At 39.8% G+C, this 25,406-nt stretch carries 25 protein-coding genes; 5 read left to right on the top strand and 20 right to left on the bottom strand.

Annotation, left to right across the window (positions count from 1 at the left end):
* Positions 1-5 precede the first annotated feature (5 nt).
* The 3 genes from ACZ1GV_RS10420 to ACZ1GV_RS10430 all read right to left on the bottom strand — a co-directional run bounded on the left by ACZ1GV_RS10420 (position 6) and on the right by ACZ1GV_RS10430 (position 4,334).
* Positions 6-1,343: an ABC transporter permease gene (locus ACZ1GV_RS10420; protein ID WP_472674111.1), complete on the bottom strand. Its 1,338-nt coding sequence runs from the start codon at positions 1,341-1,343 to the stop codon at positions 6-8.
* Positions 1,333-2,034, bottom strand: a complete 702-nt coding sequence (locus tag ACZ1GV_RS10425; RefSeq protein WP_472674112.1) for an ABC transporter ATP-binding protein — start codon at positions 2,032-2,034, stop codon at positions 1,333-1,335. The genes ACZ1GV_RS10420 and ACZ1GV_RS10425 overlap by 11 nt, the downstream gene beginning before the upstream one ends.
* Before the next feature lie 125 nt (positions 2,035-2,159).
* Positions 2,160-4,334: a S46 family peptidase gene (locus ACZ1GV_RS10430; RefSeq protein WP_472674113.1), complete on the bottom strand. Its 2,175-nt coding sequence runs from the start codon at positions 4,332-4,334 to the stop codon at positions 2,160-2,162.
* A gap of 158 nt (positions 4,335-4,492) precedes the next feature.
* Here ACZ1GV_RS10430 and ACZ1GV_RS10435 point away from each other — a divergent pair, with 158 nt between their 5' ends.
* Entirely contained in the window at positions 4,493-5,542 is a 1,050-nt protein-coding gene (locus ACZ1GV_RS10435; RefSeq protein WP_472674114.1) for a patatin-like phospholipase family protein, read from the top strand.
* Between the two features lie 11 nt (positions 5,543-5,553).
* On the opposite strand, the gene acpS is transcribed toward ACZ1GV_RS10435, so the two are convergent.
* The 11 genes from acpS to rpoE form a co-directional block, all read right to left on the bottom strand.
* Positions 5,554-5,931: a holo-ACP synthase gene (gene acpS, locus ACZ1GV_RS10440; protein WP_472674115.1), complete on the bottom strand. Its 378-nt coding sequence runs from the start codon at positions 5,929-5,931 to the stop codon at positions 5,554-5,556.
* A gap of 2 nt (positions 5,932-5,933) precedes the next feature.
* A complete protein-coding gene (pdxJ, locus tag ACZ1GV_RS10445; protein ID WP_472674116.1) occupies positions 5,934-6,671 on the bottom strand; it encodes a pyridoxine 5'-phosphate synthase in 738 nt (245 codons plus the stop codon).
* Between the two features lie 92 nt (positions 6,672-6,763).
* Positions 6,764-7,564 (bottom strand): DNA repair protein RecO, encoded by an 801-nt coding sequence (recO, locus tag ACZ1GV_RS10450; RefSeq protein WP_472674117.1) that lies wholly within the window; start codon positions 7,562-7,564, stop codon positions 6,764-6,766.
* 59 nt (positions 7,565-7,623) lie between these two features.
* Positions 7,624-8,589 carry a GTPase Era gene (gene era / locus ACZ1GV_RS10455; protein ID WP_460850987.1) on the bottom strand — a complete coding sequence of 322 codons (966 nt, stop codon included), beginning with the start codon at positions 8,587-8,589 and terminating at the stop codon, positions 7,624-7,626.
* Positions 8,586-9,257 carry a ribonuclease III gene (gene rnc / locus ACZ1GV_RS10460; RefSeq protein WP_472675893.1) on the bottom strand — a complete coding sequence of 224 codons (672 nt, stop codon included), beginning with the start codon at positions 9,255-9,257 and terminating at the stop codon, positions 8,586-8,588. Before rnc ends, era begins: the two co-directional genes overlap by 4 nt.
* Before the next feature lie 23 nt (positions 9,258-9,280).
* Positions 9,281-10,201 carry a signal peptidase I gene (gene lepB / locus ACZ1GV_RS10465; protein ID WP_472674118.1) on the bottom strand — a complete coding sequence of 307 codons (921 nt, stop codon included), beginning with the start codon at positions 10,199-10,201 and terminating at the stop codon, positions 9,281-9,283.
* A gap of 65 nt (positions 10,202-10,266) precedes the next feature.
* A complete protein-coding gene (gene lepA / locus ACZ1GV_RS10470) occupies positions 10,267-12,057 on the bottom strand; it encodes a translation elongation factor 4 (RefSeq protein WP_472674119.1) in 1,791 nt (596 codons plus the stop codon).
* 198 nt (positions 12,058-12,255) lie between these two features.
* Positions 12,256-12,729 (bottom strand): SoxR reducing system RseC family protein, encoded by a 474-nt coding sequence (locus ACZ1GV_RS10475; protein WP_472674120.1) that lies wholly within the window; start codon positions 12,727-12,729, stop codon positions 12,256-12,258.
* A 1-nt stretch (position 12,730) separates the two neighbouring features.
* Complete coding sequence (locus ACZ1GV_RS10480; protein ID WP_472674121.1) at positions 12,731-13,759, bottom strand: MucB/RseB C-terminal domain-containing protein; 1,029 nt, start codon at positions 13,757-13,759, stop codon at positions 12,731-12,733.
* Between the two features lie 116 nt (positions 13,760-13,875).
* On the bottom strand, positions 13,876-14,502 hold the full coding sequence (locus tag ACZ1GV_RS10485) for a sigma-E factor negative regulatory protein (protein ID WP_472674122.1): 627 nt from the start codon (positions 14,500-14,502) through the stop codon (positions 13,876-13,878).
* 18 nt (positions 14,503-14,520) lie between these two features.
* Complete coding sequence (gene rpoE, locus ACZ1GV_RS10490; protein WP_210561445.1) at positions 14,521-15,102, bottom strand: RNA polymerase sigma factor RpoE; 582 nt, start codon at positions 15,100-15,102, stop codon at positions 14,521-14,523.
* 163 nt (positions 15,103-15,265) lie between these two features.
* Between rpoE and nadB the strand changes: the two genes are divergently transcribed.
* The gene (gene nadB, locus ACZ1GV_RS10495; protein WP_472674123.1) at positions 15,266-16,879 is read left to right on the top strand and encodes an L-aspartate oxidase; all 1,614 of its coding nucleotides are present in this window, start codon (positions 15,266-15,268) and stop codon (positions 16,877-16,879) included.
* On the opposite strand, the gene ACZ1GV_RS10500 is transcribed toward nadB, so the two are convergent.
* Positions 16,876-17,268 carry a hypothetical protein gene (locus tag ACZ1GV_RS10500; protein ID WP_472674124.1) on the bottom strand — a complete coding sequence of 131 codons (393 nt, stop codon included), beginning with the start codon at positions 17,266-17,268 and terminating at the stop codon, positions 16,876-16,878. The two genes, nadB and ACZ1GV_RS10500, sit on opposite strands and share 4 nt — an antisense overlap.
* 26 nt (positions 17,269-17,294) lie before the next feature.
* Positions 17,295-17,597: an FAD assembly factor SdhE gene (locus ACZ1GV_RS10505; RefSeq protein WP_472674125.1), complete on the bottom strand. Its 303-nt coding sequence runs from the start codon at positions 17,595-17,597 to the stop codon at positions 17,295-17,297.
* A 151-nt stretch (positions 17,598-17,748) separates the two neighbouring features.
* On the opposite strand from ACZ1GV_RS10505, the gene ygfZ reads away from it, so the two are divergent.
* The 3 genes from ygfZ (at position 17,749) to ACZ1GV_RS10520 (ending at position 20,903) form a co-directional block, all read left to right on the top strand.
* Positions 17,749-18,582, top strand: a complete 834-nt coding sequence (gene ygfZ / locus ACZ1GV_RS10510; protein WP_472674127.1) for a CAF17-like 4Fe-4S cluster assembly/insertion protein YgfZ — start codon at positions 17,749-17,751, stop codon at positions 18,580-18,582.
* An 8-nt stretch (positions 18,583-18,590) separates the two neighbouring features.
* Positions 18,591-19,076, top strand: a complete 486-nt coding sequence (locus ACZ1GV_RS10515; RefSeq protein ID WP_472674128.1) for an FKBP-type peptidyl-prolyl cis-trans isomerase — start codon at positions 18,591-18,593, stop codon at positions 19,074-19,076.
* A 183-nt stretch (positions 19,077-19,259) separates the two neighbouring features.
* Positions 19,260-20,903, top strand: a complete 1,644-nt coding sequence (locus ACZ1GV_RS10520) for a methyl-accepting chemotaxis protein (RefSeq protein ID WP_472674129.1) — start codon at positions 19,260-19,262, stop codon at positions 20,901-20,903.
* Between the two features lie 15 nt (positions 20,904-20,918).
* Here the strand turns inward: ACZ1GV_RS10520 and ACZ1GV_RS10525 are convergent, their stop codons facing one another.
* The 4 genes from ACZ1GV_RS10525 to yajC all read right to left on the bottom strand — a co-directional run bounded on the left by ACZ1GV_RS10525 (position 20,919) and on the right by yajC (position 25,306).
* Positions 20,919-21,278 (bottom strand): YacL family protein, encoded by a 360-nt coding sequence (locus ACZ1GV_RS10525; protein ID WP_472674130.1) that lies wholly within the window; start codon positions 21,276-21,278, stop codon positions 20,919-20,921.
* A gap of 781 nt (positions 21,279-22,059) precedes the next feature.
* Entirely contained in the window at positions 22,060-23,034 is a 975-nt protein-coding gene (gene secF, locus ACZ1GV_RS10530) for a protein translocase subunit SecF (RefSeq protein WP_210561425.1), read from the bottom strand.
* A 15-nt stretch (positions 23,035-23,049) separates the two neighbouring features.
* Positions 23,050-24,909 (bottom strand): protein translocase subunit SecD, encoded by a 1,860-nt coding sequence (secD, locus tag ACZ1GV_RS10535; protein WP_472674131.1) that lies wholly within the window; start codon positions 24,907-24,909, stop codon positions 23,050-23,052.
* A 61-nt stretch (positions 24,910-24,970) separates the two neighbouring features.
* Positions 24,971-25,306: a preprotein translocase subunit YajC gene (yajC, locus tag ACZ1GV_RS10540; protein ID WP_472674132.1), complete on the bottom strand. Its 336-nt coding sequence runs from the start codon at positions 25,304-25,306 to the stop codon at positions 24,971-24,973.
* Positions 25,307-25,406 lie beyond the last annotated feature (100 nt).

Genomic DNA, 25,406 nt, shown 5'->3' on the forward strand with positions numbered 1-25,406 from the left:
CGATTTTAGTTATTAGTTAAATTTGCCTGCAACGAATGTCTATACGCATTTATTGCAGGTATTAGTCCCATTATTAAACTGCCTATTACTACTAACCCAAGAGCTATTAAAGCATTTTCCGATACCGGATTTGTATCAACAAACAACCCGAGTTTGGACGCTAGCAAAGGCTCCGATACCAATAAGCCAATCCACAGCATTGCAACGCCCAACAGGCTACCCAATATCGTAATGACTAAGACCTCTAGCTCAATAAGAGTGAATAAAAATAATGGCGAAGCACCCAAAACTCTCAGTATTGCAATTTCTCGTGTTCGTTCGCGCATCGTTGCTAACAACATAGTGCTTAGCCCAATCAGCGTTGTTAACAAAACAAGTACTGCAATCACTTGTAAAATAACTTCAATTGACCCAACCAAACGCCATAATTGCGTTAAGGCAACACCTGGCATAATGGCCGTAAGTGCTTCTTTTTTGTAATCAGACGCCCATTTCTGCATGACCAAACTGGCAAAGCGAGCTTTTAGCCCAACAAAAACTGCACTAACTTTATGGTCGTGATCATGCGCATATTGTTGACTGTCTTCACTCTGGTGTTCGTGTTCGTGTTCGTGTTCGTGGTTATGGTCATGTTCGTTTTCATGTTCGTCATGCTGCTCATGATGCTCATGATGCTCATGATGCTCATTAGTAATTACATTTGAAGACTCGGCTTCATGCATGTGATGCAACCCTTCAAAGCTAACGTGCAACGTTTGATCTACAGGTGTTCCGGTGCGGCTCAAAATGCCAACCACTGTGAATGGGGTTTGTTCATGATGGCTAAAACTCGTTACGCCAGTACCGTGCGATAAGACAATACTTTGACCAATGCTGTAGTTGAATTTTGCAGCTATATCGGCACCTAATACTAAATCATATGTCGCAGAGAATGCTCGTCCTTCACTAAAAGTTAATGCTTGTTTTGCACCATATTTATAATGAACAAAATAGTCAGTTGTTGTTCCCATGACACGATGCCCCTTGTGCGAATCACCAAGTGCAATTGGAATAACCCAGCTAACCATAGGGTGCTTTTCTAACTCTTGAACTGTACTAAATTCTATTGAATTACTAGCATCTCCAATTCGAAATACCGAACTGAGTAACAAGTTTAGCTGTCCTGTCCGAGGCCCAACGATTAAATCCACGCCTGACACGGTCCGGTTAAAACTTTGTTTTGCTTGGTGGCGGATATGCTCAACCGACAGTAAAACAAAAACACTAATCGTTATTGCTAATATTGTTAGCAGTACACTTGATTTACGGCTCAATAAGCTCTGTTTTGCTACTTTAAAAAACATCTTTGTAGCTCCTAGATACTTGGTTAATCGATTGAATGTCTATCACCCTATCAAAGTCCTTTGCTAAGGTTTGGTCATGACTTACAAAAACCAGCGTTGTTTTTGCTTTTTTAGCCAACTTAAATAACAGCGTCATAAATGCATTTCGGCTTGCTTCATCTAGCGCAGAAGTAGGCTCATCGGCAATTAATACTTCCGGCTTTTTAATTAACGCTCTTGCAATAGCTACTCGTTGCTGCTGACCAACACTTAAGTTTTTGGCTAGCTTATTTAATAACTCTACTGATACCTGTAAATCAGAAAGTAATTCTTTAATTTCAGGCAATAGCTTTTCGTACGAGTTAGACTTTTTAGAGAAGGTGCAACCTAATAGAATATTTTCTAACACAGTTAAATAAGGAATAAGATTTAATTGCTGAAATACAAACCCTACATGCTCCGCTCTGAACGAGTCTCTGTGGCGCCCTTTCATTGCCTTCCAGTCTTGATTTAACACTCGCACTTCACCGGAGTCAGGTAATAATAAGCCGGTGAGAAGATTTAATAGTGTCGATTTACCAGAGCCTGAAGGACCAAATAAAAAGACATGCTGTTCCGCCTCAATAGACAAGCTAGGTATGTCCAGCACACAGGTGTCGCGGTCTGTTGGGTAGGCAAACTTTAAATCATTAATTGTTATGACGGGTGGCATTTACTTTTCCTAATTAAACCAGCAACAAAACGTTTAAACAGAATAATAACTAATTAACATAAAAAAAGCAGTGCGCTTGGCACTGCTTTTAGCAAATGTATCAGGGTGTCACTAAGTGACGTGCATTATTTAACAATCGTCATTTCATCGATAATGTTATCAGCGCCATCAACATTTTCCATTACCCATAACATAAATGGAACGCTAGTATGGATTGAACGGTTATATGTTGGATCATAGTCCCAATCACCAATGATTGACTCGTAAACACCATCAAATACTAATCCAACAAATTCGCCGTTAGCATTTAATGTTGCTGAGCCTGAGTTACCACCAGTGATATCAAGCGTAGAAAGGTAGTTTACCGGAACTGAACCTAATGACTCTTTTTTATAAGGTCCGTATTGCTTTGTAGAAATAGCCGTACGAATGTTTTCAAATAAATCAAATTCATCGTCGCCCGGTTGATATTTAGCAAGCATACCTTCAAGCGTAGTAAATGGAGTTGCTACTAAACCATCTTGTGGTGAGTAACCTTTTACATTGCCGTAAGTAATACGCAGTGAACTGTTTGCATCGGCATAAACAGCTTCGTTTCTGCTTTTCTTAAAGGCAATCATAGCTTCCATGTAAGCAGGACGAGCTTGCTGTAGCTTTCCGCCAAGTGCTTTGCTCTTCTCTTCTTCTTTCATGTCATTTTCGTATTGCGATACAGCAAACTGAATGAACGGGTCGTCACTTGCCTTAAACTCTGCAACAGATTTGTCCATCCATGCTAAGCGAGTGTCAGCTTCATCTAATTGAGTCTTAGCGTACATTGCATTTATTTGAGATTCTACTTTTGCTAAATCTAAGCCATTTTGTAGGCCAAAGAATTTATCAAATGTAGCGTTACGCTGGTCTGCTGGCAATTGCGCGTACTCTTTAACAAAGTGCATAAACAAAGCTTTTTCTACTTTTTCGTCATAACTCTTGTTAACTACCGCCATGTATTGACCAAAACGCTTCATATCACGTTCTTGGAAACCACGACGACGCTCTACATTAGGTTTCTGCTTTTCGTGTGCTAGGCGATATAAGCCTTTTGCAACTCGCATCATTGTACTGCGACCTAAGTAGCCCATTACAATATCACCATCTTGCGTTTTATTAGACTCAATGATCAGTGCGGCTAAGTCATTAACTGCATCACCGTACTTAGCTTTGCGTTTTTTGTCAGCGTTAATCCACTTTGTAAGATCTGCCGTTAACTGCTTTCTGCGCTCTAGCATGTCGCCTTTGTTAAAGCTCTCAATCATAGAACCATAGTTTTTAGCGTAGTTTGCTAGCCCAGCAATTGTGCTCTCGTATTTAATACGCGCTTCACTGCCGTCTTCAGAGTTTGCTTTAATTACATCAATAAACTCTTCACGAAGGCGCTTTGACGCCGGATAAACGTTGGTAAAGGTTGATTCTACTTCAACGTCTGTGCGGTAGCGGTTTGTGCGTCCCGGATAACCAAGCACCATCACATAGTCACCATTTTCAACACCATTAGCATTTACTTTTAAGAAAGCTTTTGGCTTAAATGGTACGTTGTCTTTTGAATAGTCAGCTGGCTTACCATCTTTATTTACATAGGCACGGTAGAAAGACCAATCACCGGTGTGACGTGGCCACATCCAGTTGTCAGTGTCGCCACCAAACTTACCAATACTTGAAGGTGGTGCGTAAACTAAACGCACGTCACGAATAGCTAACTGCTTGATTAGGAAGTACTCTGCGCCGCCATGGAAGCTATAAACATTACAACGGTAATCTTGTGACGCTTCACAATCGGCTACTAACTCTTTCTCGCGCTTTTCAATCGCATTAAAATAGTCAACGCCTTCTGCACCTTTAGGTATTGAACCTTTAATGTCGCTAGTTACATTAGTTAACGACTCAGTAACATATACTCGTGCATTTGGAGAAGCTTGTGGTTCATCGCTCATGGTTTTTGCAACAAAACCATTCACTAGAAGGTTGTTTTCTTCTGTTGAATTGTACTGAATTGACCCGTAAGCACAGTGATGGTTTGTGATCACTAGGCCTTGCTCAGATAAGAATGATGCTGAGCAGCCACCAAGGCTAACAATTGCATTCATTGGGAACTGGTTTAAGTCCGCCATTTTTTCTGGATCTAGCTTTAAGCCTGCGGCTTTTAGCTTATCTTTAATTTCAGACAACTGGTGTGGTTGCCACATGCCTTCGTCTGCAATCGCAGCACCAAATAGCATTGAAGACGCAATAACGCCTGTCGATAAAAGTTTTTTAAACATTGATTTCCCTTAGAGTTCCGTCTTTTACAGTTCTTTTTACCATAAGTGGCGTTAAAATAATGCCAGATAAGATAAATTGCACGTTGTTCACGATTACAAATTGTCACTAAATGTAAACACTTTGGTATGATGTTCTTTTTATTTAGCAAGGAGTGAGTGTGCTTGATATCTATGCGGGTCCTGTCGCAAAACAAAAACTTCAAGAACAAGGATTTAACCCAGAGCTATTCTCAACCTTTTTAGGTGCTAGCGGCGGTCCAAAATGGTTTACTTTATTTGGTTTGGACAAATACCTTTTTGGCGAATTTTTCAAGAATAAACAATCATCTTTAGATTTAGTTGGGTCATCTGCCGGTGCCTTTAGAGCATCCTGTTTGGCGCAAGATGATCCAGTGGCTGCAATTACAGAGCTTGCTTATCGATATTCTGAAACTGACTTTACGCTTGATGCCTCACCTCAAGGCGTAACTCGAGCTGCAGAGCAACTGTTAACGCAAATATTGCCTCAAGATCATATGCAGCAAGTACTAAACAATGAACGCTTTAAGGTTCATTTCATAACCGCGTTATGTTCAGGTGCTGTAGCTAAAGAAAGTAAATTGCACCAAGCTGCTGGCTTGACAAAAAGTTTATTTAATAACGCACTAGGTCGTCAGCGGCTAACGCAACAGTACCAAAGAGTGGTATTTTCTACCGCCCCAAAAGCATTAAAATATCAAGAGGCCTCCGTGTTCGCAACGGAGTACGTAGGGTTAACAGAGCAAAACTTTCATCAAGCCCTACTAGCAAGCGGCGCCATTCCCATGGTGATGTTAGGGATTAAAGATATCCCTGGTGCGCCTGCAGGTATGTATCGAGATGGTGGCATAATTGACTATCACTTTGATTTTAAAATAGAGTCTGAAGGTTTAACGCTCTACCCGCATTTTAATTCAAAACCTAAAGCCGGCTGGTTTGATAAAAACTTAAAACGCACTGCTAATCCGCACAATTACGACTCAACGGTAATGTTAGTGCCTTCACAAGAGTTTGTGAGTGGCTTGCCGTTCAGCAAAATACCAGACAGAACCGATTTTGAAAAAATAGATACTTCTACGCGAATTAGATATTGGCACAAAGTTTTCGAAGAGACAGAGCGATTAGCAGAAAGTTTTTCAAACGCTGTGAACAAACCAGAAACGGCAATCATAAAAGATTTACCGTTTTAGTTTGCCAAACACTATGCACTTAATACTACGGTAGCAAGAGCATAGTGTTGCTCATCACTTATCGAAATTAACGCTGCGTTCACGCCTTTTTGATTGGCAGCCTCTTTGGCAGCGTCTAATAGCAGGATACTTGGCGCACCTAGATCGTCGTTGCTAATTTGAAAGTGATGAAAGGAAATACCTCTACCAATACCAGTGCCTAGTGCCTTTGCAGCAGCCTCTTTGGCGGCCCAACGCTTCGCTAAAAACCGATCTGGTTGGCTATGATTTAAAAACTGAGTCATTTCGGTTTCTGTTAGCACTCGCTCAGCCAATCGGTTTGACTTGACCAACGCATTGCTTACGCGAACTATCTCGACGATATCGGTTCCTAAACCCAGTACAGACATAACTATACGCCCTGACGTGCTTCGTTCATTAGCGTTTTCATATCTCGTACCGCTTTATCAAGGCCGTCTATCGATGCTCTCGCTATGATAGCGTGGCCAATGTTTAGCTCGTATATATCCTTTATAGCAGCAATAGGCTTAACATTATGATAATGCAGACCATGACCTGCGTTTACAACAAGACCTATACTCGCTGCAAACTCTACTCCCTCCGCTATCCTTACCAGTTCGGCAGCCTGCTCTTCATCGGTTTCTGCATCAGCGTAGTGACCAGTGTGAATTTCGATAAATGGCGCACCACAATCTGCAGCCGCTTGAATTTGCGATTTGTCGGCGTCAATAAATAACGAAACCTTTGAGCCGATTGCAGCCAATCTATCGCAAGCGTCTTTTACTTTATCGAACTGACCTTTAACGTCTAGGCCACCTTCCGTTGTTAATTCTTCACGTTTTTCTGGCACCAAACAAACAAACGGTGGTTTAACGTCTGTGGCAATTTGAATCATTTCTTCCGTCACAGCCATTTCAAGATTCATTCGAGTTTGTAACGTTTTTGCTAACGTATAAACATCTCGGTCTTTTATGTGACGACGATCTTCTCTTAAATGAATAGTTATGCCGCTTGCACCTGCATGTTCTGCAACTGCAGCAGCATGAACCGGATCTGGATAACTTGTACCACGGGCGTTCCGAAGAGTTGCGATATGATCAATATTAACGCCTAAATGAATTTCACTCATGGTTACTCCAATTAATTTTAAATACAGTCTTGTGCTAAATTTTATTTTACGTAAATAAAGTCTAGCTACGGTTAGTCTTATTTAAATAAAAGCTAACGTCTAAATAATTCTCTGGATTTTAAAGGTTTGTCGCCTAAATGCCTATGTAAACATACGCGTAAAATTGACTTTGCGATTGTTAATTCACGTTTAAATGCGAGGAACGCTTCGTTGTCTAATAAAACAAAGTCCTCTAAAGACACTTGAGTATTTAAGTGTGCTGATACTGCCAATAGATCTTTGCCATGAAGCGAACTTGGTTTAGCTGCATCAATAACAAAACCTTGATCGCCCAACAATTGATAATGAAGATCCTCACAAATCGATTGTTGCATCGTGAGTTCTTGTTCAAAGCTAATCCCATAACCTAACATTTGTAATAAACGATGTTCAAACTGTCGCAAAATCCACTCTAAATACAAGTTAGTGTGTGCATCGTCTAAATGAGAGTTAGCGCTTAATGATAAATCAGATAAGTTTCTTAACGAATAAACATATAGCGGATAAAGTGTTTCGTATTCAGCATCGGCGGTACATAGACGACAAATCACTTCATTTAAGTAAAACCCGCAAAAAAGGCTTTTGCTTTTTAAGGCCGATAATTGCTTTGATAGCAGTTGATTTTCATCGAGTGTTTTGAGGGTTCTAAGTCCAGCATTTTTCTTAAACTGCACAACTAATGCTCGAAATGGCTGCATTAATGCGGTTTTTGCGGTGTTTTTTTTACTGCCTTTGTAGCCAATAATTGAAATACGACCTTCACCAGCCACCAGCATTTCCATTAGTAGCTGGTTTTCTTTAAACGGTCGAGTGTGGAGTATAAAAGCAGGTAAGTATTCCAATTCCTTTGACATAAACTGAACCTGCTCTTAATAATCTAACTATATAATACCTAATGAAACGTACAGTGTGATTAGTCTTCTGAGTAACCTAGTGAACGTAATGCTCGTTCATCATCGGCCCAACCACTTTTCACTTTAACCCAGAGTTCTAGGTATACTTTTTCATCTAATAGCTTTTCTAAATCCTGACGGGCGTCACGACCAATGACTTTTAATTTCTCACCTTTAGAACCGATAACCATTTTCTTTTGGCCTTCACGCTCAACTAGAATTAAAGCATTAATGCGCCAAATCTTTTCATCCCACTTAAACTGTTCAATTTCAACCGTAACTGAATAAGGCAATTCCTCACCTAAAAATCGCATCAGTTTTTCACGAACAATTTCCGCAGCCATAAATCTTGAAGAACGATCGGTTACGTCATTCTCTGAGAAAAAGAATGGGTTTTCCGGTAAATAATCTCGAACTTTATCTTTAATTGCCGCTACGTTGGTGCCTTTTTCCGCTGAGATAGGAATAATTTCAGCAAAGTCATGTAACGCCGCTAATTTTTGTAAGAACGGCATTAATGTTTCTTTATCTTTTATCTCATCAACTTTGTTAACCAACAACATGACTGGTTTTTTTGAACGCTTAATTTTAGACAATACCATTTCATCGTCTTCGTACCACTTCAGAGCTTCTACAACAAACAATACAACTTCTACATCCCCTAACGCACTTGACGCGGCTCGGTTCATTAACTTGTTGATTGCACGCTTTTCTTCTTTATGAAGCCCAGGAGTATCAACATAAACAACTTGTTCATTGTCTTCTGTATGAATGCCTAAAATACGGTGACGAGTAGTTTGTGGTTTTTTCGATGTAATGCTAATTTTTTGCTCTAAGATGTGATTCATCAACGTAGATTTACCTACATTAGGACGACCAACGATAGCTACTAAACCACACTTTTTAGTCTGTGATAAATCAGCACGGTTATTTAAATTACTTAATAATGCGTCTAATTCCGCTTGGCTTTGTTCTGACTTACTCACTTTTTTATTACCTCTAATGCTTTACGTGCGGCAGATTGTTCTGCCTTGCGACGACTAGTGCCTGTCGCTTCGAGTTGCTGACCGTCATCTAATGTGCAACTAACGGTGAATGTTTGATTATGTGCTTGCCCTGTTGTCTCTATGACATCATATACCGGCAATGGTCGCTTTCTTGATTGCAACCACTCTTGAAGCTGTGTTTTAGGATCTTTTAGTGCATTGCTTGGATCCACATCGGCTAATCGTTCTTTTACTAATTTTAGAACAAATTCTTTACATTGCTCGATACCTGAATCGAGATATACCGCACCTATAATAGCTTCGATTACATCTTCTAAAATGGAGTCACGACGACAGCCGCCACTTTTCATTTCGCCAGGTCCAAGTCTGATCCATTGGCTCAGTTCAAATTCTTTAGCAATGGAAGTTAGAGTTTGACCTTTTACAATTTGCGAACGCATTCGGGTTAATTCACCCTCAGTTGCTTTAGGGAACTCAAAATAAAGCGCCTCTGCGACAAACATTCCAAGTAACGAGTCACCCACAAACTCTAGACGCTCATTGTGCGCCCCTTTAAAACTACGATGAGTCAGTGCCTGTATTAGCAATGACTCATCTTGGAATTGATAACCTAATTTTTTTTGTAGCTGTTTATAATCTTTTTTTATCAAGTTTTACTCTTCTTAAACTGTTACTGCACGCCACCTAAGCGTGAGAAGCGAATATCGACTGGTATAAAATCTGGTAGCCAACTAATTTTTCCATCATTAAAGACAAAACTCATCCAAATGAATACCGCTTTGCCAACCATTTGATCTTCACTAACAAAGCCCCAGTATCTACTGTCCGTACTATTGTCGCGGTTATCACCCATCATGAAGTAATAACCTTCTGGCACAATCCATTCACCTTGTCGAGTGCCTGGCTGAGCATAAAAGCTCTGAGCCATATCTGGGTATGCAGGGTTAATTAATATGTTGTGTTCAACATCACCTAACTTTTCTTTTGCCGTTATCAACGGGATCCCCATTGATTCAAATTCACCTTCTGCTTCTTTACTAAGCTCAATTCTAGTCAACTTGTCACAATTTGCTGGACTCGATTCACAGCTTGCTTGTATGAACAATTGCTTGTTCTTGTAAATAACTCTATCGCCAGGAGTGCCAACAACTCGTTTTATATAATCTAAACGCTCATCCAAAGGATATTTAAAGACCGCAATATCACCACGTTCAGGTTGCCCCGTTGCAATTAGCTCTTTACGCCATACAGGGTCATGAACTCCGTAAGCGTATTTTTGAACTAGAATAAAGTCGCCAACCAGCATGGTTGGCATCATAGAACCTGATGGTATTTGAAAAGGTTCAAACAGGAATGAGCGAAAAATTGTAATAAGCGCCAGTATTGGGAATATTGATTGTGCAGTTTCAACAATAACTGGCTGCTCGGTTAGTGTTGCTAAGTCGTCCTCTGAAAGACTCCCTCCAGCAGAAGCTTGTGCCTGTAGCGCTTTCGCATTTCTAGCGGGTGCCCACAACTTTGCGTCTAACAACCAAATCACACCACAAAGTAATGTAACTATTACTAAAAATATCGCGAATTGCCCTGCCATACTGACTTATTCCTTAATTTAACGACTAATCTTTATATGATGCACATTCATTATTTGCAAACCTACTACTTGCCAACTTTAAGAATCGCTAAAAACGCATCTTGTGGTAATTCAACATTACCCACTTGTTTCATACGTTTTTTACCGTCTTTCTGCTTTTGAAGTAGCTTTTTCTTACGTGAAATATCACCGCCATAACACTTGGCTATTACGTTTTTACGTAACTGTTTTACCGTGGTACGAGCGATAACGTGCACGCCAATAACAGCCTGAATAGCGATATCAAACATTTGACGTGGAATTAACTCTTTTAGCTTCTCCGCTAATTGGCGACCACGGGTTTGAGCGAAATCACGGTGACAAATCATCGCTAATGCGTCAACACGCTCACCGTTCAGTAATATATCAACTCGAACCATATCGGCTTCTTGGAAACGAGTGAAGTTATAATCCAACGATGCAAAACCACGACTTGTCGATTTTAATCTATCGAAAAAGTCCATCACTACTTCGGCCATTGGCAAGTCATAGCTCACCGATACCTGTTTGCCGTGATAGCTCATTGCGGTTTGTGTTCCGCGCTTTTCAATACACAAGGTGATCACGTTTCCAAGATACTCTTGTGGTACTAAGATGTCCGCTTTACAAATTGGTTCCCTAATTTCTGCAATGTCATTAAGTGCAGGCAATTCTGAAGGGCTATCAATTGAAATCACTTCATTATTCTTTTTAAGAATTTCGTAGTTTACCGTTGGCGCTGTTGTGATTAGATCTAAGTCATATTCACGCTCTAAACGTTCTTGAATAATTTCCATGTGCAACATACCAAGGAAACCACAGCGGAAGCCTAAACCTAGGGCTGTTGAACTCTCTGGCTCATAAAATAATGACGCATCATTTAGGCTTAATTTACCTAATGCATCACGGAATGATTCATAGTCGTCTGAGCTAACAGGGAAAACACCGGCATAAACCTGAGGTTTAATTTTTTGGAAACCAGGTAACGGCGCTGAAGCCGGATTAACGGTTGTCGTTAATGTATCACCTACTGGTGCACCTAAAATGTCTTTGATTCCAGCAATAATAAAACCAACTTCACCTGTACCTAAAGAACCGGTATCTGTTTGTTTTGGCGTAAAGATACCAATTTTGTCAATTTGGTGAGATTCACCCGTCGACATCACTTTAATCTTATCGCCTTTTTTCAATTTACCGTGTTTGATACGAACTAAAGACACAACACCTTGGTATGGGTCAAACCATGAATCAATAATCAAAGCTTGAACTGGCTGGTCAGGCTCTCCAACCGGTGGTGGAATATTTGTAACTATGTCTTCTAGAACATCTTCAATACCGAGTCCTGTTTTAGCCGAACACTGCACTGCATCAACAGCGTCTATGCCAACGATGTCTTCAATCTCTTCAGCAACACGCAATGGATCAGCTTGAGGTAAGTCAATTTTATTTAGGATTGCACGAACTTCTAAGTCCATTTCGATCGCTGTGTAACAGTTCGCAACCGTTTGAGCTTCAACACCTTGACCAGCATCAACAACAAGCAACGCGCCTTCACAAGCGGCCAATGAACGAGAGACTTCATAAGTAAAGTCTACGTGTCCTGGCGTATCAATGAAGTTTAGCTGATAAATTTCGCCATCTTTGGCTTTGTAATTAAGCGTTACACTTTGTGCTTTTATCGTAATGCCGCGCTCGCGTTCGATGTCCATCGAGTCAAGTACTTGGGCTTTCATCTCACGAGTGGTCAAGCCTTCACAATGCTGAATAAGGCGATCTGATAACGTTGATTTACCGTGATCGATGTGGGCGATGATACTAAAGTTGCGAATATGCTTCATAAATTACTGTATTTTACCTGTTGCCGTTAGGGACTAATCAAATTGTTAGTCTCTGAATATAAGCGAATTAATGCTGACGCTGATTAGCTTTAGCGACGATCTTTGATAAATCTCAGACTCGCTTCTAATTTAAAGCTGCGTAAAAAGGGCGCAATTTTACACGTTTATCTACTGCCACTCCACTTTTTTAATCGATATTTAGCTATCAATAGATTTAATCGCAATACTCTGCGGTTTAATTGATAACAATTGCGGAAGGTATTTGTCTTCTGGCATCGCCGCTAACTTTTGCTTTGCCCAATAGAATCCGATAAAGCCACCAAAGAATGTCGATAAAATCACCAAGCCTTCATTAACTTCAATGAATCTAGGTAACCAATACTGAGTTGTTAAACAAAATAGTAATGCGACAAAAATTGGCATTAAATAAATCCAAAAAGCACCTTGAATCAAACTTTCTTCAGGGATGCCAATTTCAACTTCATCGCCTAATTTAGCGTCTAACGTGTTGGCGACTTCGTTAATCACAGATTTGCCTGCAAAGGCCTCGGCAATGCTACTCGTTCCGCAGTTACTTTTGGCTGCACATGACTTGCAAGTAGATTTTATTGCGGTCTCTACCCAAATGGTCTCGTTGTTCTGCTGAATAACAATTCCTAACTCTTTAATCATGTTATTTGCTTTTCACACCCATCGCTATGTTAAATGCAGTTTCTGCTGGCATCATTCCCACTACAGTCACGTCGTAGCCGTCAGCATGAACCATAACAAAAGAAGTCGCGCCATCTTGCAAAACAAGCGGACTGTTAAAGCTTTCTATTGGTCGTTGAACATATACCGAATACTCGACAAGACCATCGCTATATAAATAGTAATCGGCCACTTCTCTATTGATTGAAACATGATGACGGTCACTTTTAAGTAACTCAAAACCTTTAGGGACGTAACCCATTTGCCAATTATTGGTTTGCTGATTCATCGCAACCGCCGCATTTGGTACCTTTGGCAAATCTAACGATGCTAACTTTCTAATTTCATCATTTGGTTCGGTTAAATAAGACAGATGTGTCATTAACACTTGTTCAACTACGTCGCCCTTCTCGTCGATATAAGCTAATCTCAAAGGCAAACCACTAATAACATCAATCCACACCCAAAAGTTATAAGTTTCTTTGGCCACGGACTCAATTCGAATCAGCTGTGCTGAACGTCCTGCTATTTGACTTTTACTCACCAAAACAAACTGATAACTGTCGGCCAATGAGCTAAAATCCTTATAAAATATTGCTGGAATAAAGTTACGAATGCTGGTGCCTTTTACTGAATAAGGTTCTTTATTCGCTTCAAAATAAGATAGGGTGTCATTTTTTCTAATAATAGCGATCCCGTTGCCGATGAGTGGCGAGACCCTTTCAATTTCAACAGATTTACCGGACTCTTCCGAAAAGAAGCCATGTGTCCATTGATAGGACTCGGTCTTACTGCCTTTAATGGTCACTATACCTGCTTCAAAATTACTTTCGGTTAAGGCGGTTTGTAATCGTTTTAGCCAGTAGGCTGCATTAATCTTTTCACCATTTGCAGACTCAAGTGTTGTTGGACTGGCGTTAGGTAAACCAGCATTCAACACATCTAGCTTAGGCGTCGCTGCCAATGATAGTTGACTAAAACAAACAAAAAACACTAAAAATAAAGTACGCACTAAATACAATTCCCTAACCAATTATGAATACGGTAGATACAAAAAAGCCTGTCGATGACATCACAACTAAATGATAACACCACAGGCTCCTAGAGTTTAAAACATTTGTTAGATGTTTACTGCTCGATGTCTTGCTCTTCTTTCTCTGGCTTAACTTGATCATCTGTCGATCTTAATTGCTGATGATGATCCGCCATTAACGCATTAATACGAGACTGAGTCACTTGATTCGCCGTCGGCTTTTGTTTGAAACTATCACTTGATAATGACACCGGTGACAATCCTTGAACTAATGGCACAGGGCTGAGTACTGGCGATGTCAACTTATCTTGCCCAGGCTCCATATTGCTTACCCCAACAACTGCTACTAACGCAACAGATGCTGCAATGGCAAATTGTGCCCCACCTTTTAACGCCTTGTGTTGACTTAACTGCACTACTTTGTGGCTCACACGTTGATACCACTTCGGATGTTTAGCTATCGACGCTACATTACCTTCATCCAACTGATCCACCATAGGTAGCTCTATGTCCGCAATTGCTGCTTGAATGCTATTTGCAAAAGTATCGTCTATAACTAACTCTTGCTCTTTTCTAAGCACATCACCGATCAAGGCGTAACGGCCAAATGCTTGGACTGAGTCTTGATCATCTTTTATGTTATTAAACGCTTTATCTAATTCAGAATTAGTTAACTCGTTATCTAACATAGCTGATATAGGTTCTTGGTGTTTATTCGTCATAATTACGAACGGCTCCATTTAACGGTTTTCAAGTAGCGGCTCCAATTTAGCATCGATGGCATCACGAGCACGAAATATTCGTGAACGAACGGTACCAATCGGGCATCCCATTGCAGTTGCTATTTCCTCATAACTCATACCATCGATTTCTCTTAGCTGAATAGCTACTTTAAGCTCTTCAGGTAACTCTTCAATGGTATTGAAAATTACATGTTTTATTTCGTCAGTAAGCGCTAAGCTCTCTGGCGACGCATTTTCACGTAGCGCTTCATTTGTTTCATAATACTCCGCGCCTTCTGCATCCACATCTACATTGGCAGGTCTTCGACCTCTTGCCATTAAATAGTTTTTTGCACTATTTACCGCAATTCTATAAAGCCAAGTATAAAATGCTGCTTCACCTCTAAATCCAGGTAAAGCAGTGTATGCTTTGATAAAAGCATCTTGAGCAACATCTTGAACATCGCCATTGTTACCCAAGTAACGGGATACCAAACTAATAATTTTATTTTGATATTTACGTACTAATAAATCAAATGCCGCTTTTTCGCCTGCTTGCGCTCTTCTGACTAATCCTAAATCTTTACTCTGCTCGCTCATTTCGAGCACTACTCCCAGTTTTAGCTAGCGACTTAAGTCTGCTAATATCGCGTTTTGCTGTCTCTATGACTGCGTAATAATTAAAAAGTTCTATTTTTTTTGATTTTTTTTATAAAATAGACGTACATGAGCTTAACACAATGACTAAATTGGTAAATTTTTAATGTCGAATGAAACGCAACACTTCACAGATTGTTTGGTAATTGGCAGCGGTGCCGCCGGCTTAACCTTAGCGTTAAGCATTGCCGATAAAGCCAAAGTAATAATTTTAAGTAAGTCGGCATTAAAAGAGGGATCTACGTTATATGCTCAAGGTGGCATAGCTGCAGTGTTCGATGAAAATGACAGCATTGAGTCTCATGTTCAAGATACGTTAATTGCGGGTGGCATGCTGTGTGACGAGCAAGCTGTTATTCATACAGCAAGTCATGCAAAAGAATCGATGCAGTGGTTAATTGATCAAGGAGTTCCATTTGATCAAGTAACCGGTCCAGACGGCGCGAGCAAATATCATCTAACTCGAGAAGGCGGCCATAGCCATAGAAGAATATTACACGCTGCTGACGCCACTGGTAAAGCAGTTCAAACCACGTTATTAGATCGTGTAAAAGCTCACCCCAACATTCGTTTATTTGAGCGTTTTAACGCACTAGATTTAGTTACTACTCCAAAACTAGATAAGTCATCGGCAAGCGCAAATAACAAAGTTCATGGTGCGTACGTATGGAACAGGAATGAAGAGCGAGTTGAAGTTGTTCATGCCAAGTTCATCACACTGGCAACAGGCGGCGCAAGCAAGGTGTACCAGTATACCTCTAATCCAGATATCGCCAGTGGTGATGGCATTGCGATGGCGTGGCGTGCGGGTTGTCGAGTGGCAAACATGGAGTTTAATCAATTCCACCCAACTAGCCTTTATCACGAGAAGGCACAGAACTTCCTAATTTCCGAGGCCATGCGAGGTGAAGGTGCAAAGTTACGACGACCTGACGGTAGCCGATTTATGCCGGACTTTGACGATCGAGCAGAACTCGCGCCAAGAGATATTGTAGCTAGAGCTATCGATTTTGAAATGAAACGTTTAGGTGCAGATTGTATGTATTTAGACATTACTCACAAAGATGAAGAGTTCATTTTGGATCACTTCCCTACTATTTATGCTGCATGTTTAAAAGTAGGCATTGATATCACTAAAGAACAAATTCCCGTTGTTCCCGCAGCTCATTACACTTGTGGTGGTGTAATGACGGATTTAACAGGAAAAACCGACATCGATAATTTATTTGCCATCGGTGAGGTAGCTTACACGGGTTTACATGGTGCAAACAGAATGGCGAGTAATAGCTTATTAGAGTGTATTGTCTTTGCTCAAGGTGCCGCCGAACAAATATTGGCTAATTTAGACGAGCCGTTAAATGATATGTGCATTCCAAATTGGGATGAAAGCTTAGTTACTACATCTGCTGAAGATATTTTAATTAGTCACAACTGGCATGAGCTAAGACTATTAATGTGGGATTACGTTGGTATTGTTCGTTCTAATCGCCGCTTGAATAAGGCATTAAAGCGTATTGAACTAATAAAACAAGAAACTGATGAGTTTTACGCTTCCTTCAGAGTGAGTAACAATTTACTCGAATTGCGAAACCTAGTTCAAGTTGCCCAGTTGATTGTAATAAGCGCGCTATCAAGGAAAGAAAGCCGAGGATTGCACTACAATATTGACTACCCTGAGACCTTGCCCAGTTCAAGCCCAACCGTCTTAGAACCAAACTAGTTTTGCATATGACTTTCATTAAAGGCATTTAACGGTGCCTTTAATAATAAATTTAATAGTCGCCACTGCTTGATCGACACTTGATCGCTAAAAAGCCATAACAACTCAGAGTCCTCCAGTCGTTCCCCTTTCATGCAAATTAACGCAACTGGGCCAACTGAACCACCAAACATTTTTGATAGCCGATGGGCGTAAATGTTTTTCCGTATTTTAGGTTTGCTGCGCATCATTCGATTTAGCAATGCAATAAAGAGCGCTATAAGTGTCAGTTCGAAACCAAATAATAAAGCGAGTGTCAGACAGTACAGGAAGTGCCATTTTGAAACGGCTGTTATTTCTAATTCAATAGAGTAGTTTGGTGATGGGAAATATGAGCGACTATTGTTCATACGAACAGTTTAGTCGCTAATTGGTATTAAGATACTTTTACACGGTTCAGGATTATTTTTAATACTCGATTTAACGCTTCGTCTTCACAGGGTTTGTGACCCATAAACCAAGCAAATAAATCAGGATCTTCACAAGCTAATAGTCGTTGGAACGACGCTTTGTCATCATTTGATAATGCGTCATAGGCTTCATCAACAAAAGGTTCAAGCAAAACATCTAATTCAAGCATTCCACGTCGGCATGCCCACTTTAATTTAGGTTTAGAGTCCAATTGAAACTTTTTACCACTTTTATCTACGTAAACTACTTGTGCTTTTGCTTCTGTCATATTTACATTTCACTATCTTTAACGATGATTTGTTGATTATACCGAGCATTTTCAAAAAGGTGTCAATGTTTTTTGATGTTCGCTAAAATAGCCTTGTTCTAACACAATTCATCCCCATTAATAGAGATTATTAATTTTTAAGCCGAAGCTCATGACTAATATTGTTTCACTATCAAAATTTGCGGTAATAAAACTCAGCGGTGAACAAAGCCACTCTTTTTTACAAGGGCAAGTAACTTGTAATGTCGATGATATCAGCAAGCATGATTGGCAAGCCGGTGCGCATTGCAATGCTAAAGGCAAGGCTTGGTCCACCTTTGTTGCGTTTGAGCAAGATAATGATATTTATCTTATTATGACTAAAGAAAGTGCCGAGCCGTCATTGGCAGAACTAAAAAAATACGGCGTTTTCTCAAAAACTGAGATTTCAGATGATAGCAGCAATTGGCACCTATATGGCACAACAGAGGCTCACTCTGAACTAAAAAGCATCGAATTAGCACCGAATCATTTTTTAATTTTAAGTAGACAAATGATTGATGGTTGCGAGCAGGATGACGGTTCTTGGTGGTATAACGAAGTAATGTCTGGACGTGCACACTTATTTGCCAATACTTCGGGTGAATATGTGCCACAGATGATAAACCTGCAAGCGCTAAACTATATCTCGTTTAATAAAGGCTGTTACATGGGCCAAGAGATGGTTGCTAGAATGCGTTATCTAGGTAAAAACAAACGAGCACTATATATCGCTGAAATTGATGGCGAATATGAGCTAACGCCTGGTCATGACGTATATAAAGCTATGAACGGCAATCGTCGTTCAGCGGGTAAAGTTATTAACAGTGCCTTTTTTAATGGCAAAACAGTATTTCAACTGGTGTTGCCAAACGATACAGATTTAACCGACACAATTTATTTAGACTATGAGAATGATGAACAACTGCGTTTATTACCTCTCCCATACTCACTTGAACAAGACTAAGGATCCTTATGAAGATCGCACAAAACACAGTTGTCACTATGCATTATGCAGTTAAAGACAAAGAAGATAACCTAATTGATAGCTCATATGACAACGATCCATTGGTGTTTATCCAAGGCTCTAAGTTTTTAATTGAAGGGTTAGAAAACGCATTAAATGATCACGAGAAAGGCGATACTTTTGAAGTAGCCGTAGATGCAGAAAATGCTTACGGTCCTCGAATGGACGGTTTAGTGCAGCGTGTAGGCAGCGAGATGTTTGCCGATTTTGAGGTTGAAATTGGCATGCAGTTACGCGCGAGCACTGATAATGGCGAGCAAACAGTCATTGTTGTCGACAAAGATGATGAGTCGGTTACCGTTGATGGCAACCATCCATTAGCCGGTGTTGACCTTAAGTTTGATGTTGAAATTTTAGAAGTTCGTGCGGCTACTGCAGATGAAATCGCACACGGTCACGTGCACGGTGCCGGCGGTTGTGGCCACGCTCACTAAGCGTAAGCCTATTTAACAATTTTTTATGAATTGTATGCCCCAACGAGGTTATTTGTTGGGGCTTTTTATTTTCTTACAGCCTATCATTTACTTTGCTTTTTAACAGCCAACTAAAGTAATCTGTTTTTTGGTCGACATTTATACTAGCCCTCTCAAAAATAAAAATAATAAGAATTAAACGGCATGAAATCTTTTTGGTTAAATCTAAGCCTAAGGTGGAAGTTGCAACTTGGCTTTATGGCCATTGCAATGATCACGACTATTTATAATCGCATTATTGCGTCCAATGAATTAAAACGTCTAATCAGCTTAGTTGAATCATCAACGTCAAACCCAGATCTACATAGTCAAATGCAAAGACAATTAGAGTCTTTTTACGTTAATTCAATTTGGGATTCGTTACTGCAATTTAGTTTACAATTTTTTATTATTATGGTGGTGGCAAAGATCTTTGTTGCGCCTATTTTAACTTTGCTAAAGTCGCTTGAGGCAATAGAACGTGGTGATCTTACCAAAACCGTAATTATTCATTCCAAAGATGAAATTGGCGCGCTTGAAGCTCACTTTAATTTAGTTTTAAAAAAGCTAAATTCTATTCTTACAAATGTAGAATCCTCTACGGTTCACATGGGCCAATCAGCATTTCAAATTGCTGCAATATCCAATGAAATAGAGTCTATGAGTGAGGCTGAAAAAGCCAAAGAACAAGAAATTAATCTTGCTACAAGCAAGGTGCATAAAGTGGCAACGCAAGTTCAAAACATTGCACACCAAGCCAATAGTAAATCAGAAACTGCCGAACATCAGGCGAATAAGAGCCTAATTTCATTAAATCAATCTGTTCAACAACTAACGGCTGTATCTACAAACATTGGTGATACGTCAACTCAAGTCGAAGAGATTGTCGAGTTTAGCCGAAATATAAATTCTATTTTAAGTACGATCAAAGATATCGCATCACAAACAAATTTATTAGCACTGAATGCTGCTATTGAAGCGGCGAGAGCCGGTGAACAAGGCAGAGGGTTTGCCGTTGTAGCAGATGAAGTTCGTAGTTTAGCGGTTCGATCGCAGAATTCAGCGGAGCAAATTACTGAAATATTAGATGAGTTGCTGTCCAAAGTGACCAATGCACAATCTTCAATGAAGTTCTTAGTGGATAACATTAGCAAAAGCCAAACTCAAATCACCGAAACAGCAAACGCCGTTCAAATTATGCAAGCAGATATCATTACCACTTCCGAATTAAATAAAAGCATCGAAGAAGTTGTAAACGAGCAAATAGACAGTTTCAACGAGTTAAATACTCAGTTACATTCACTGTTTTTAACCATTTCTATGAATAGTTTAAAGATTAGTAACTCGGCAAATATATCCACTACATTAAATAATCTGACCTCTAATCTTCAAAGCCAACTGTCTGGACTAATTATAGATAAAGAGGAAGCAACAGAGTCATCGTCCACGACACGAGCTAACAATGAACGAAGACGTAGCCTACGCGTTCAGGCACACAGTCTAATTCGAATTAAAGGTAAGTTCGGTCAGTTAGATGGTGTATCAAATTACATTAGTGAAAATGGCGTTGGCGCGCTGCTAACAAGAGCTATTCCAGATTTAACTGATAACGAGCCAATCACTTTGGAATTGAGACTACCTCAGAAGACTCTAGCTGAATATCAGCAAACTAAACCGCTAGAGCTCGCTGCGCATATTGTTTGGCAAAAAAACAATAATGGTCAGATAACTGTCGGTATTAACTACGATAGTACAGGTAATTCTGAGCGCTCAGCGGTCCAAAAAAATATCCAATTTTATAAAAACTGATAGATACCTGTCGCACTATGTAGTCTCAATAAAATCGACCCAATTTATGAGTAGCTCCGTTAGATCTGTGGTGCTACAACTAGACTTTAGCTCCCAATCCATAATACTAGTATCTTCGGTGCGTTCGGTATCTTGATCAAAGCAACTGTTGTGTTGTATGGTTACGTCATCTCCATCAATGCTTAGAGTCCACTCCTTGTATAGTATCGATGGAAGTTGTTGCTCTATTTGCGTTATGAGTAGTTCAATATCTCTTGTCTCTTTTCTTGCAGGTGAGAAAACAGAATTTAAAAAGTTTGCGACGGCTACATGTTCTCCGGAAATATCAACAAGGTGTACTCGTTTATGTGTGTCGTAAACAAAATCTACATCCATTTTAGGTCCTAGTTGGTAAAGTAGTAAGGTTATACCTGAGGTTTAAGTATAACAATAAACTACAGATCGCCCGAAAGTTTGTAAGACATATCTCACAAGTATTACAGACTTAACGGAAAATACCGCTTAATTGATCACCCGCAAGGCCATAACCCTTTGTTTTAAAAATATTTTTTGTTTAACTTAAATATTAAAATTTTAACAAATAATTATTTTATCTTTTTCATTATTCTTAGATTTAAATTTCTCGATAATATAGACAGCACTTAACGACGAGAGTGCAACAGGATTTGTCACACAGGGAATGGAACCGCTGGATGCGATTAAGGAATTTGTTAGGAGTGCAGGAGCATAATTCTAACGGAAAGGAATAAGGAAGGCAGGATGCCAGGAAGAAAAGGATTGGATACGTAGGATGCGTTAAGGATAGAAAGGGGAAAGCAAGGAGCTTTAATAGGGATATTAAGGATTACAAGGAGCTGGACTTCAATGGAATTGATAGCATGGAGCCTATAAGGAAGACGGACTGAAGGATTCAGTTTTAGGATGCCGGAAAGTATATAAAAGAAGCAGCTCAGGCTGCTTTTTTTATACCTAAAAATTACATGATGACATTTACACTTTTAGCGCATTTACACTTCTACAATCATTTCATTTAAGATTGTTTACTTTCATAGTTTCATACCGCGGACAAATCTCAGTCAGCATGATTACACTATTTAAAAACAAAAAAACGCCCGTTAAGGCGTTTTATAAATTTAGAAATGTTTAGATTAAATGATTAAGGCATCATTTGATCTTGGTCTTCGCCTTCTTTTTCTACCACTGTCGGCATTAAGTCTTCTTTACTAATACCTAAGCTTAAAGCGATTGAACTAGCGACATATACCGATGAATACGTACCTATTACTACACCGAATAATAATGCTGTTGCGAATCCCTTGATAAGTTCACCACCTACAACAAGCAAGGCCACTAAAACTAATGCAGTTGTAATGGACGTTACCATAGTACGATTAAGTGTCTGTGTTAAAGAAACGTTGATGATCTCTTCTGGCGAACCTTCGCGTAACTTTCTGAAGTTTTCACGTATCCTGTCTGATACAACTATGGTGTCGTTAAGTGAATAACCAATAACGGCCAGAATTGCAGCTAATACCGTTAAGTCAAATTCAATCTCTAAGGCACTGAATAATCCAAGAGTAATAATTACATCGTGTGCAAGAGCTGATACTGAACCTAATGCAAAACGCCATTCAAAGCGCAGTGCAACATATATAAGTATACAAATTAGCGCTGTAAGCATTGCTAATCCGCCTTGATCACGAAGTTCATCACCAACACTTGGTCCAACAAACTCTATGCGACGCTTTACCGCTGTTGAGTCCATTTCTTGAAGCGCCGACATAATCACATCACCAATCATAGCGGCTGTGATCTTTTCGCCGTTCGCTTCACCTTGAGATTTCTTTTGAGGAGCTAAACGAATTAATACGTCTTTACTTGACCCAAAATTTTGGACCGTCGCATCACCAAAGCCAATGTCATCCATAACTTTGCGTATTTTCGTTAAATCAGCACTTTTTTCAAATGAAACTTCTATCAAACTGCCACCGGTGAAGTCTAAGCCCCAATTCATGCCTTTAGTTACAAACGAGCCTAAAGCAGCAATGATAAGAAGTATTGACAACGCACCCGAGTAACGGCGAATTGACATGAAGTTAATAACTTTTGAGTCTAAATTCAATAATTGCATTTTTTATTCGCCTTATCAGATAGATAACTTATCAATTTTCTTGCCGCCCCATACTGCATTTACAATGGCACGAGTACCAACAATTGCAGTAAACATAGAGGTTGCAATACCGATTGCTAAAGTAATAGCAAAACCTTTAATAGGACCCGTACCAACTGCAAACAGTATTATTGCTGCAATAAAGGTAGTGATATTGGCATCAGCAATTGTTGAAAATGCACTATCATAACCGTGGTGAATCGCTTGTTGAGGGCTACGCTTTTCTTTTATCTCTTCTCTAATTCGTTCGAATATTAGAACGTTTGCATCGACCGCCATACCTACGGTTAGAACAATACCTGCAATACCAGGAAGTGTTAAAGTGGCACCAGGTATCATCGACATAACGCCAATGATAAGTACTAAGTTTGCTGCCAACGCTACGTTTGCAACTAAGCCAAACTTTTTATAGTAGAACAACATAAATACAAGAACTAAACCAAATCCTAGTAATACGGCACTCATACCCGCGTTTATATTTTCTTGTCCTAAGCTTGGCCCAACTGTGCGTTCTTCAACAATCTGAATAGGTGCGATAAGTGCACCCGCACGAAGCATTAATGCTAAGTTATGCGCCTCTGCTGAAGTGTCGATACCAGTAATAGAAAAGCGTCGGCCTAAACGGCTTTGAATCGTCGCAACCTGGATAACTTCTTCAACTTTTTTAAGTTTTGAAACTCCATTCGCGTCTTTTTGCTCCGTCGGCTTATATTCGATAAACACAACCGCCATTGGGTTACCAACGTTGTCTTTGGTCATAGCCGACATTTTGTTACCACCTTTAGTATCTAAATTAATAGTTACTTGTGGCATGCCGTACTCATCAAATGAACTTTGCGCATCAACAATATGATCACCCGTTAAACGAACTCGTTTTTCTAATAAAATTGGACCGCGTTTAGAGTTTTCATAAAGCTTAGCGTTTGGCGGCACTCTTCCGTTTAATGCCGAACTAATATCACCATTTGGATAAACCATTTTAAATTCTAGTGTTGCTGTTGCACCTAGGATTTCTTTAGCTCGCGCTGTATCTTGAACCCCTGGTAATTGAACAACAATACGATCTTGGCCTTGGCGCTGAACTAACGGCTCGGCGACGCCTAATTCGTTTACTCGATTACGAATAATGGTAATATTTTGGTCCACAGCGTATTGACGAGTCTCTTTTATTTTTTGTTCGCTCATGCGGATCAATAAGTCAGCTTCGTCGGTGTTACTGTCTTCAGAAACTACTAGATCAGGGTAACGTTTGCTAAGAAAACTCTCCGCCAAATCTAGATCTTCTTCACTGCGCATTTCAACTCTAACAGCGTCAAGCTTGGCTTCTCTTCTCACTGAACGATAGCGCAACTTTTCTTCACGTAAGTCAGCTCGAAAGTCTTGGACCATTTGTGTGTAAGACTTATTCATGGCTTCGTTCATATCAACTTCCATTAAGAAGTGAACACCGCCACGTAAATCTAAACCAAGTTTTAATGGACTAGCGCCGAAAGCTTGCAGCCATTCAGGAGTTGCTGGCGCTAAGTTAAGTGCAACAATGTACTTTTCACCTAACGAGTCACCAATCGCTTCTTTTGCTTTTAATTGATCTTCTTCATTTTTTAAACGCACTAAAATGCGATCACCAGCAATCTCGCTGGTTTTATAAGGAATATTAGCCGCATCTAATTTATTAATAACGTCATCTAAAATAACTTCACTAACTTCGGCACCACGAAGACCTGACACCTGGATAGCAGGATCTTCACCATATAAGTTGGGAGCAGAATATAAAGCGCCGATGAGTAAAACCATCACCACCATTATATATTTCCACATTGGATATTTGTTTAACACGAACTAACCCTTTTCGATTTTCAAATATAAAAAAACCAGCCGATATCCGGCTGGTTGCAAATTAGATTGACTTGATGGTGCCTTTTGGCAGTACAGTATTGATTGAAGCTTTTTGAACCATCACTTCTGTACCTTCAGCTAATTCCACTTTTACAAAGTCTTTATCTTCAGAGACTTTAGTGATTTTACCAATTAAACCACCTGCTGTTAGAACTTCATCACCTTTGCCTAATGAATTGACTAGGTTTTTGTGTTCTTTAACACGCTTCGCCTGTGGGCGATAAATCATGAAGTAAAAGATCAGCGCGAAAATAACTAACATAATAATCATGTCTGGACCCGCAGCAGCACCCGGTGCACCAGCAGCAGCATGTGCGTTAGAAATAAATAAACTCATTAAAATCCCCTAAAGTAGTTTCTTATAATTTTTAATTTATGAAGTTTGATATAAGGACTTGCTATTGCAGTTACAATAGCAAGCCAAATAATTAGTTAAA

The sequence above is a fragment of the Psychrosphaera sp. HA2-10 genome (assembly GCF_055693745.1).

Bases quoted from the DNA above. Each gene is read 5' to 3' on its own strand.
- ACZ1GV_RS10430 (WP_472674113.1), bottom strand. From the start codon at position 4,334: ATGTTTAAAAAACTTTTATCGACAGGCGTTATTGCGTCTTCAATGCTA.
- pdxJ (WP_472674116.1), bottom strand. From the start codon at position 6,671: ATGAGTGAAATTCATTTAGGCGTTAATATTGATCATATCGCAACTCTT.
- ACZ1GV_RS10420 (WP_472674111.1), bottom strand. From the start codon at position 1,343: ATGTTTTTTAAAGTAGCAAAACAGAGCTTATTGAGCCGTAAATCAAGT.
- ACZ1GV_RS10515 (WP_472674128.1), top strand. From the start codon at position 18,591: ATGAAGATCGCACAAAACACAGTTGTCACTATGCATTATGCAGTTAAA.
- nadB (WP_472674123.1), top strand. From the start codon at position 15,266: ATGTCGAATGAAACGCAACACTTCACAGATTGTTTGGTAATTGGCAGC.
- rpoE (WP_210561445.1), bottom strand. From the start codon at position 15,102: ATGAGCGAGCAGAGTAAAGATTTAGGATTAGTCAGAAGAGCGCAAGCA.
- secF (WP_210561425.1), bottom strand. From the start codon at position 23,034: ATGCAATTATTGAATTTAGACTCAAAAGTTATTAACTTCATGTCAATT.
- recO (WP_472674117.1), bottom strand. From the start codon at position 7,564: ATGTCAAAGGAATTGGAATACTTACCTGCTTTTATACTCCACACTCGA.
- ACZ1GV_RS10425 (WP_472674112.1), bottom strand. From the start codon at position 2,034: ATGCCACCCGTCATAACAATTAATGATTTAAAGTTTGCCTACCCAACA.
- ACZ1GV_RS10475 (WP_472674120.1), bottom strand. From the start codon at position 12,729: ATGATTAAAGAGTTAGGAATTGTTATTCAGCAGAACAACGAGACCATT.
- lepB (WP_472674118.1), bottom strand. From the start codon at position 10,201: ATGGCAGGGCAATTCGCGATATTTTTAGTAATAGTTACATTACTTTGT.
- yajC (WP_472674132.1), bottom strand. From the start codon at position 25,306: ATGAGTTTATTTATTTCTAACGCACATGCTGCTGCTGGTGCACCGGGT.
- ACZ1GV_RS10520 (WP_472674129.1), top strand. From the start codon at position 19,260: ATGAAATCTTTTTGGTTAAATCTAAGCCTAAGGTGGAAGTTGCAACTT.
- ACZ1GV_RS10525 (WP_472674130.1), bottom strand. From the start codon at position 21,278: ATGGATGTAGATTTTGTTTACGACACACATAAACGAGTACACCTTGTT.
- ACZ1GV_RS10505 (WP_472674125.1), bottom strand. From the start codon at position 17,597: ATGACAGAAGCAAAAGCACAAGTAGTTTACGTAGATAAAAGTGGTAAA.
- acpS (WP_472674115.1), bottom strand. From the start codon at position 5,931: ATGTCTGTACTGGGTTTAGGAACCGATATCGTCGAGATAGTTCGCGTA.
- ACZ1GV_RS10485 (WP_472674122.1), bottom strand. From the start codon at position 14,502: ATGACGAATAAACACCAAGAACCTATATCAGCTATGTTAGATAACGAG.
- ACZ1GV_RS10500 (WP_472674124.1), bottom strand. From the start codon at position 17,268: ATGAACAATAGTCGCTCATATTTCCCATCACCAAACTACTCTATTGAA.
- ygfZ (WP_472674127.1), top strand. From the start codon at position 17,749: ATGACTAATATTGTTTCACTATCAAAATTTGCGGTAATAAAACTCAGC.
- lepA (WP_472674119.1), bottom strand. From the start codon at position 12,057: ATGAAGCATATTCGCAACTTTAGTATCATCGCCCACATCGATCACGGT.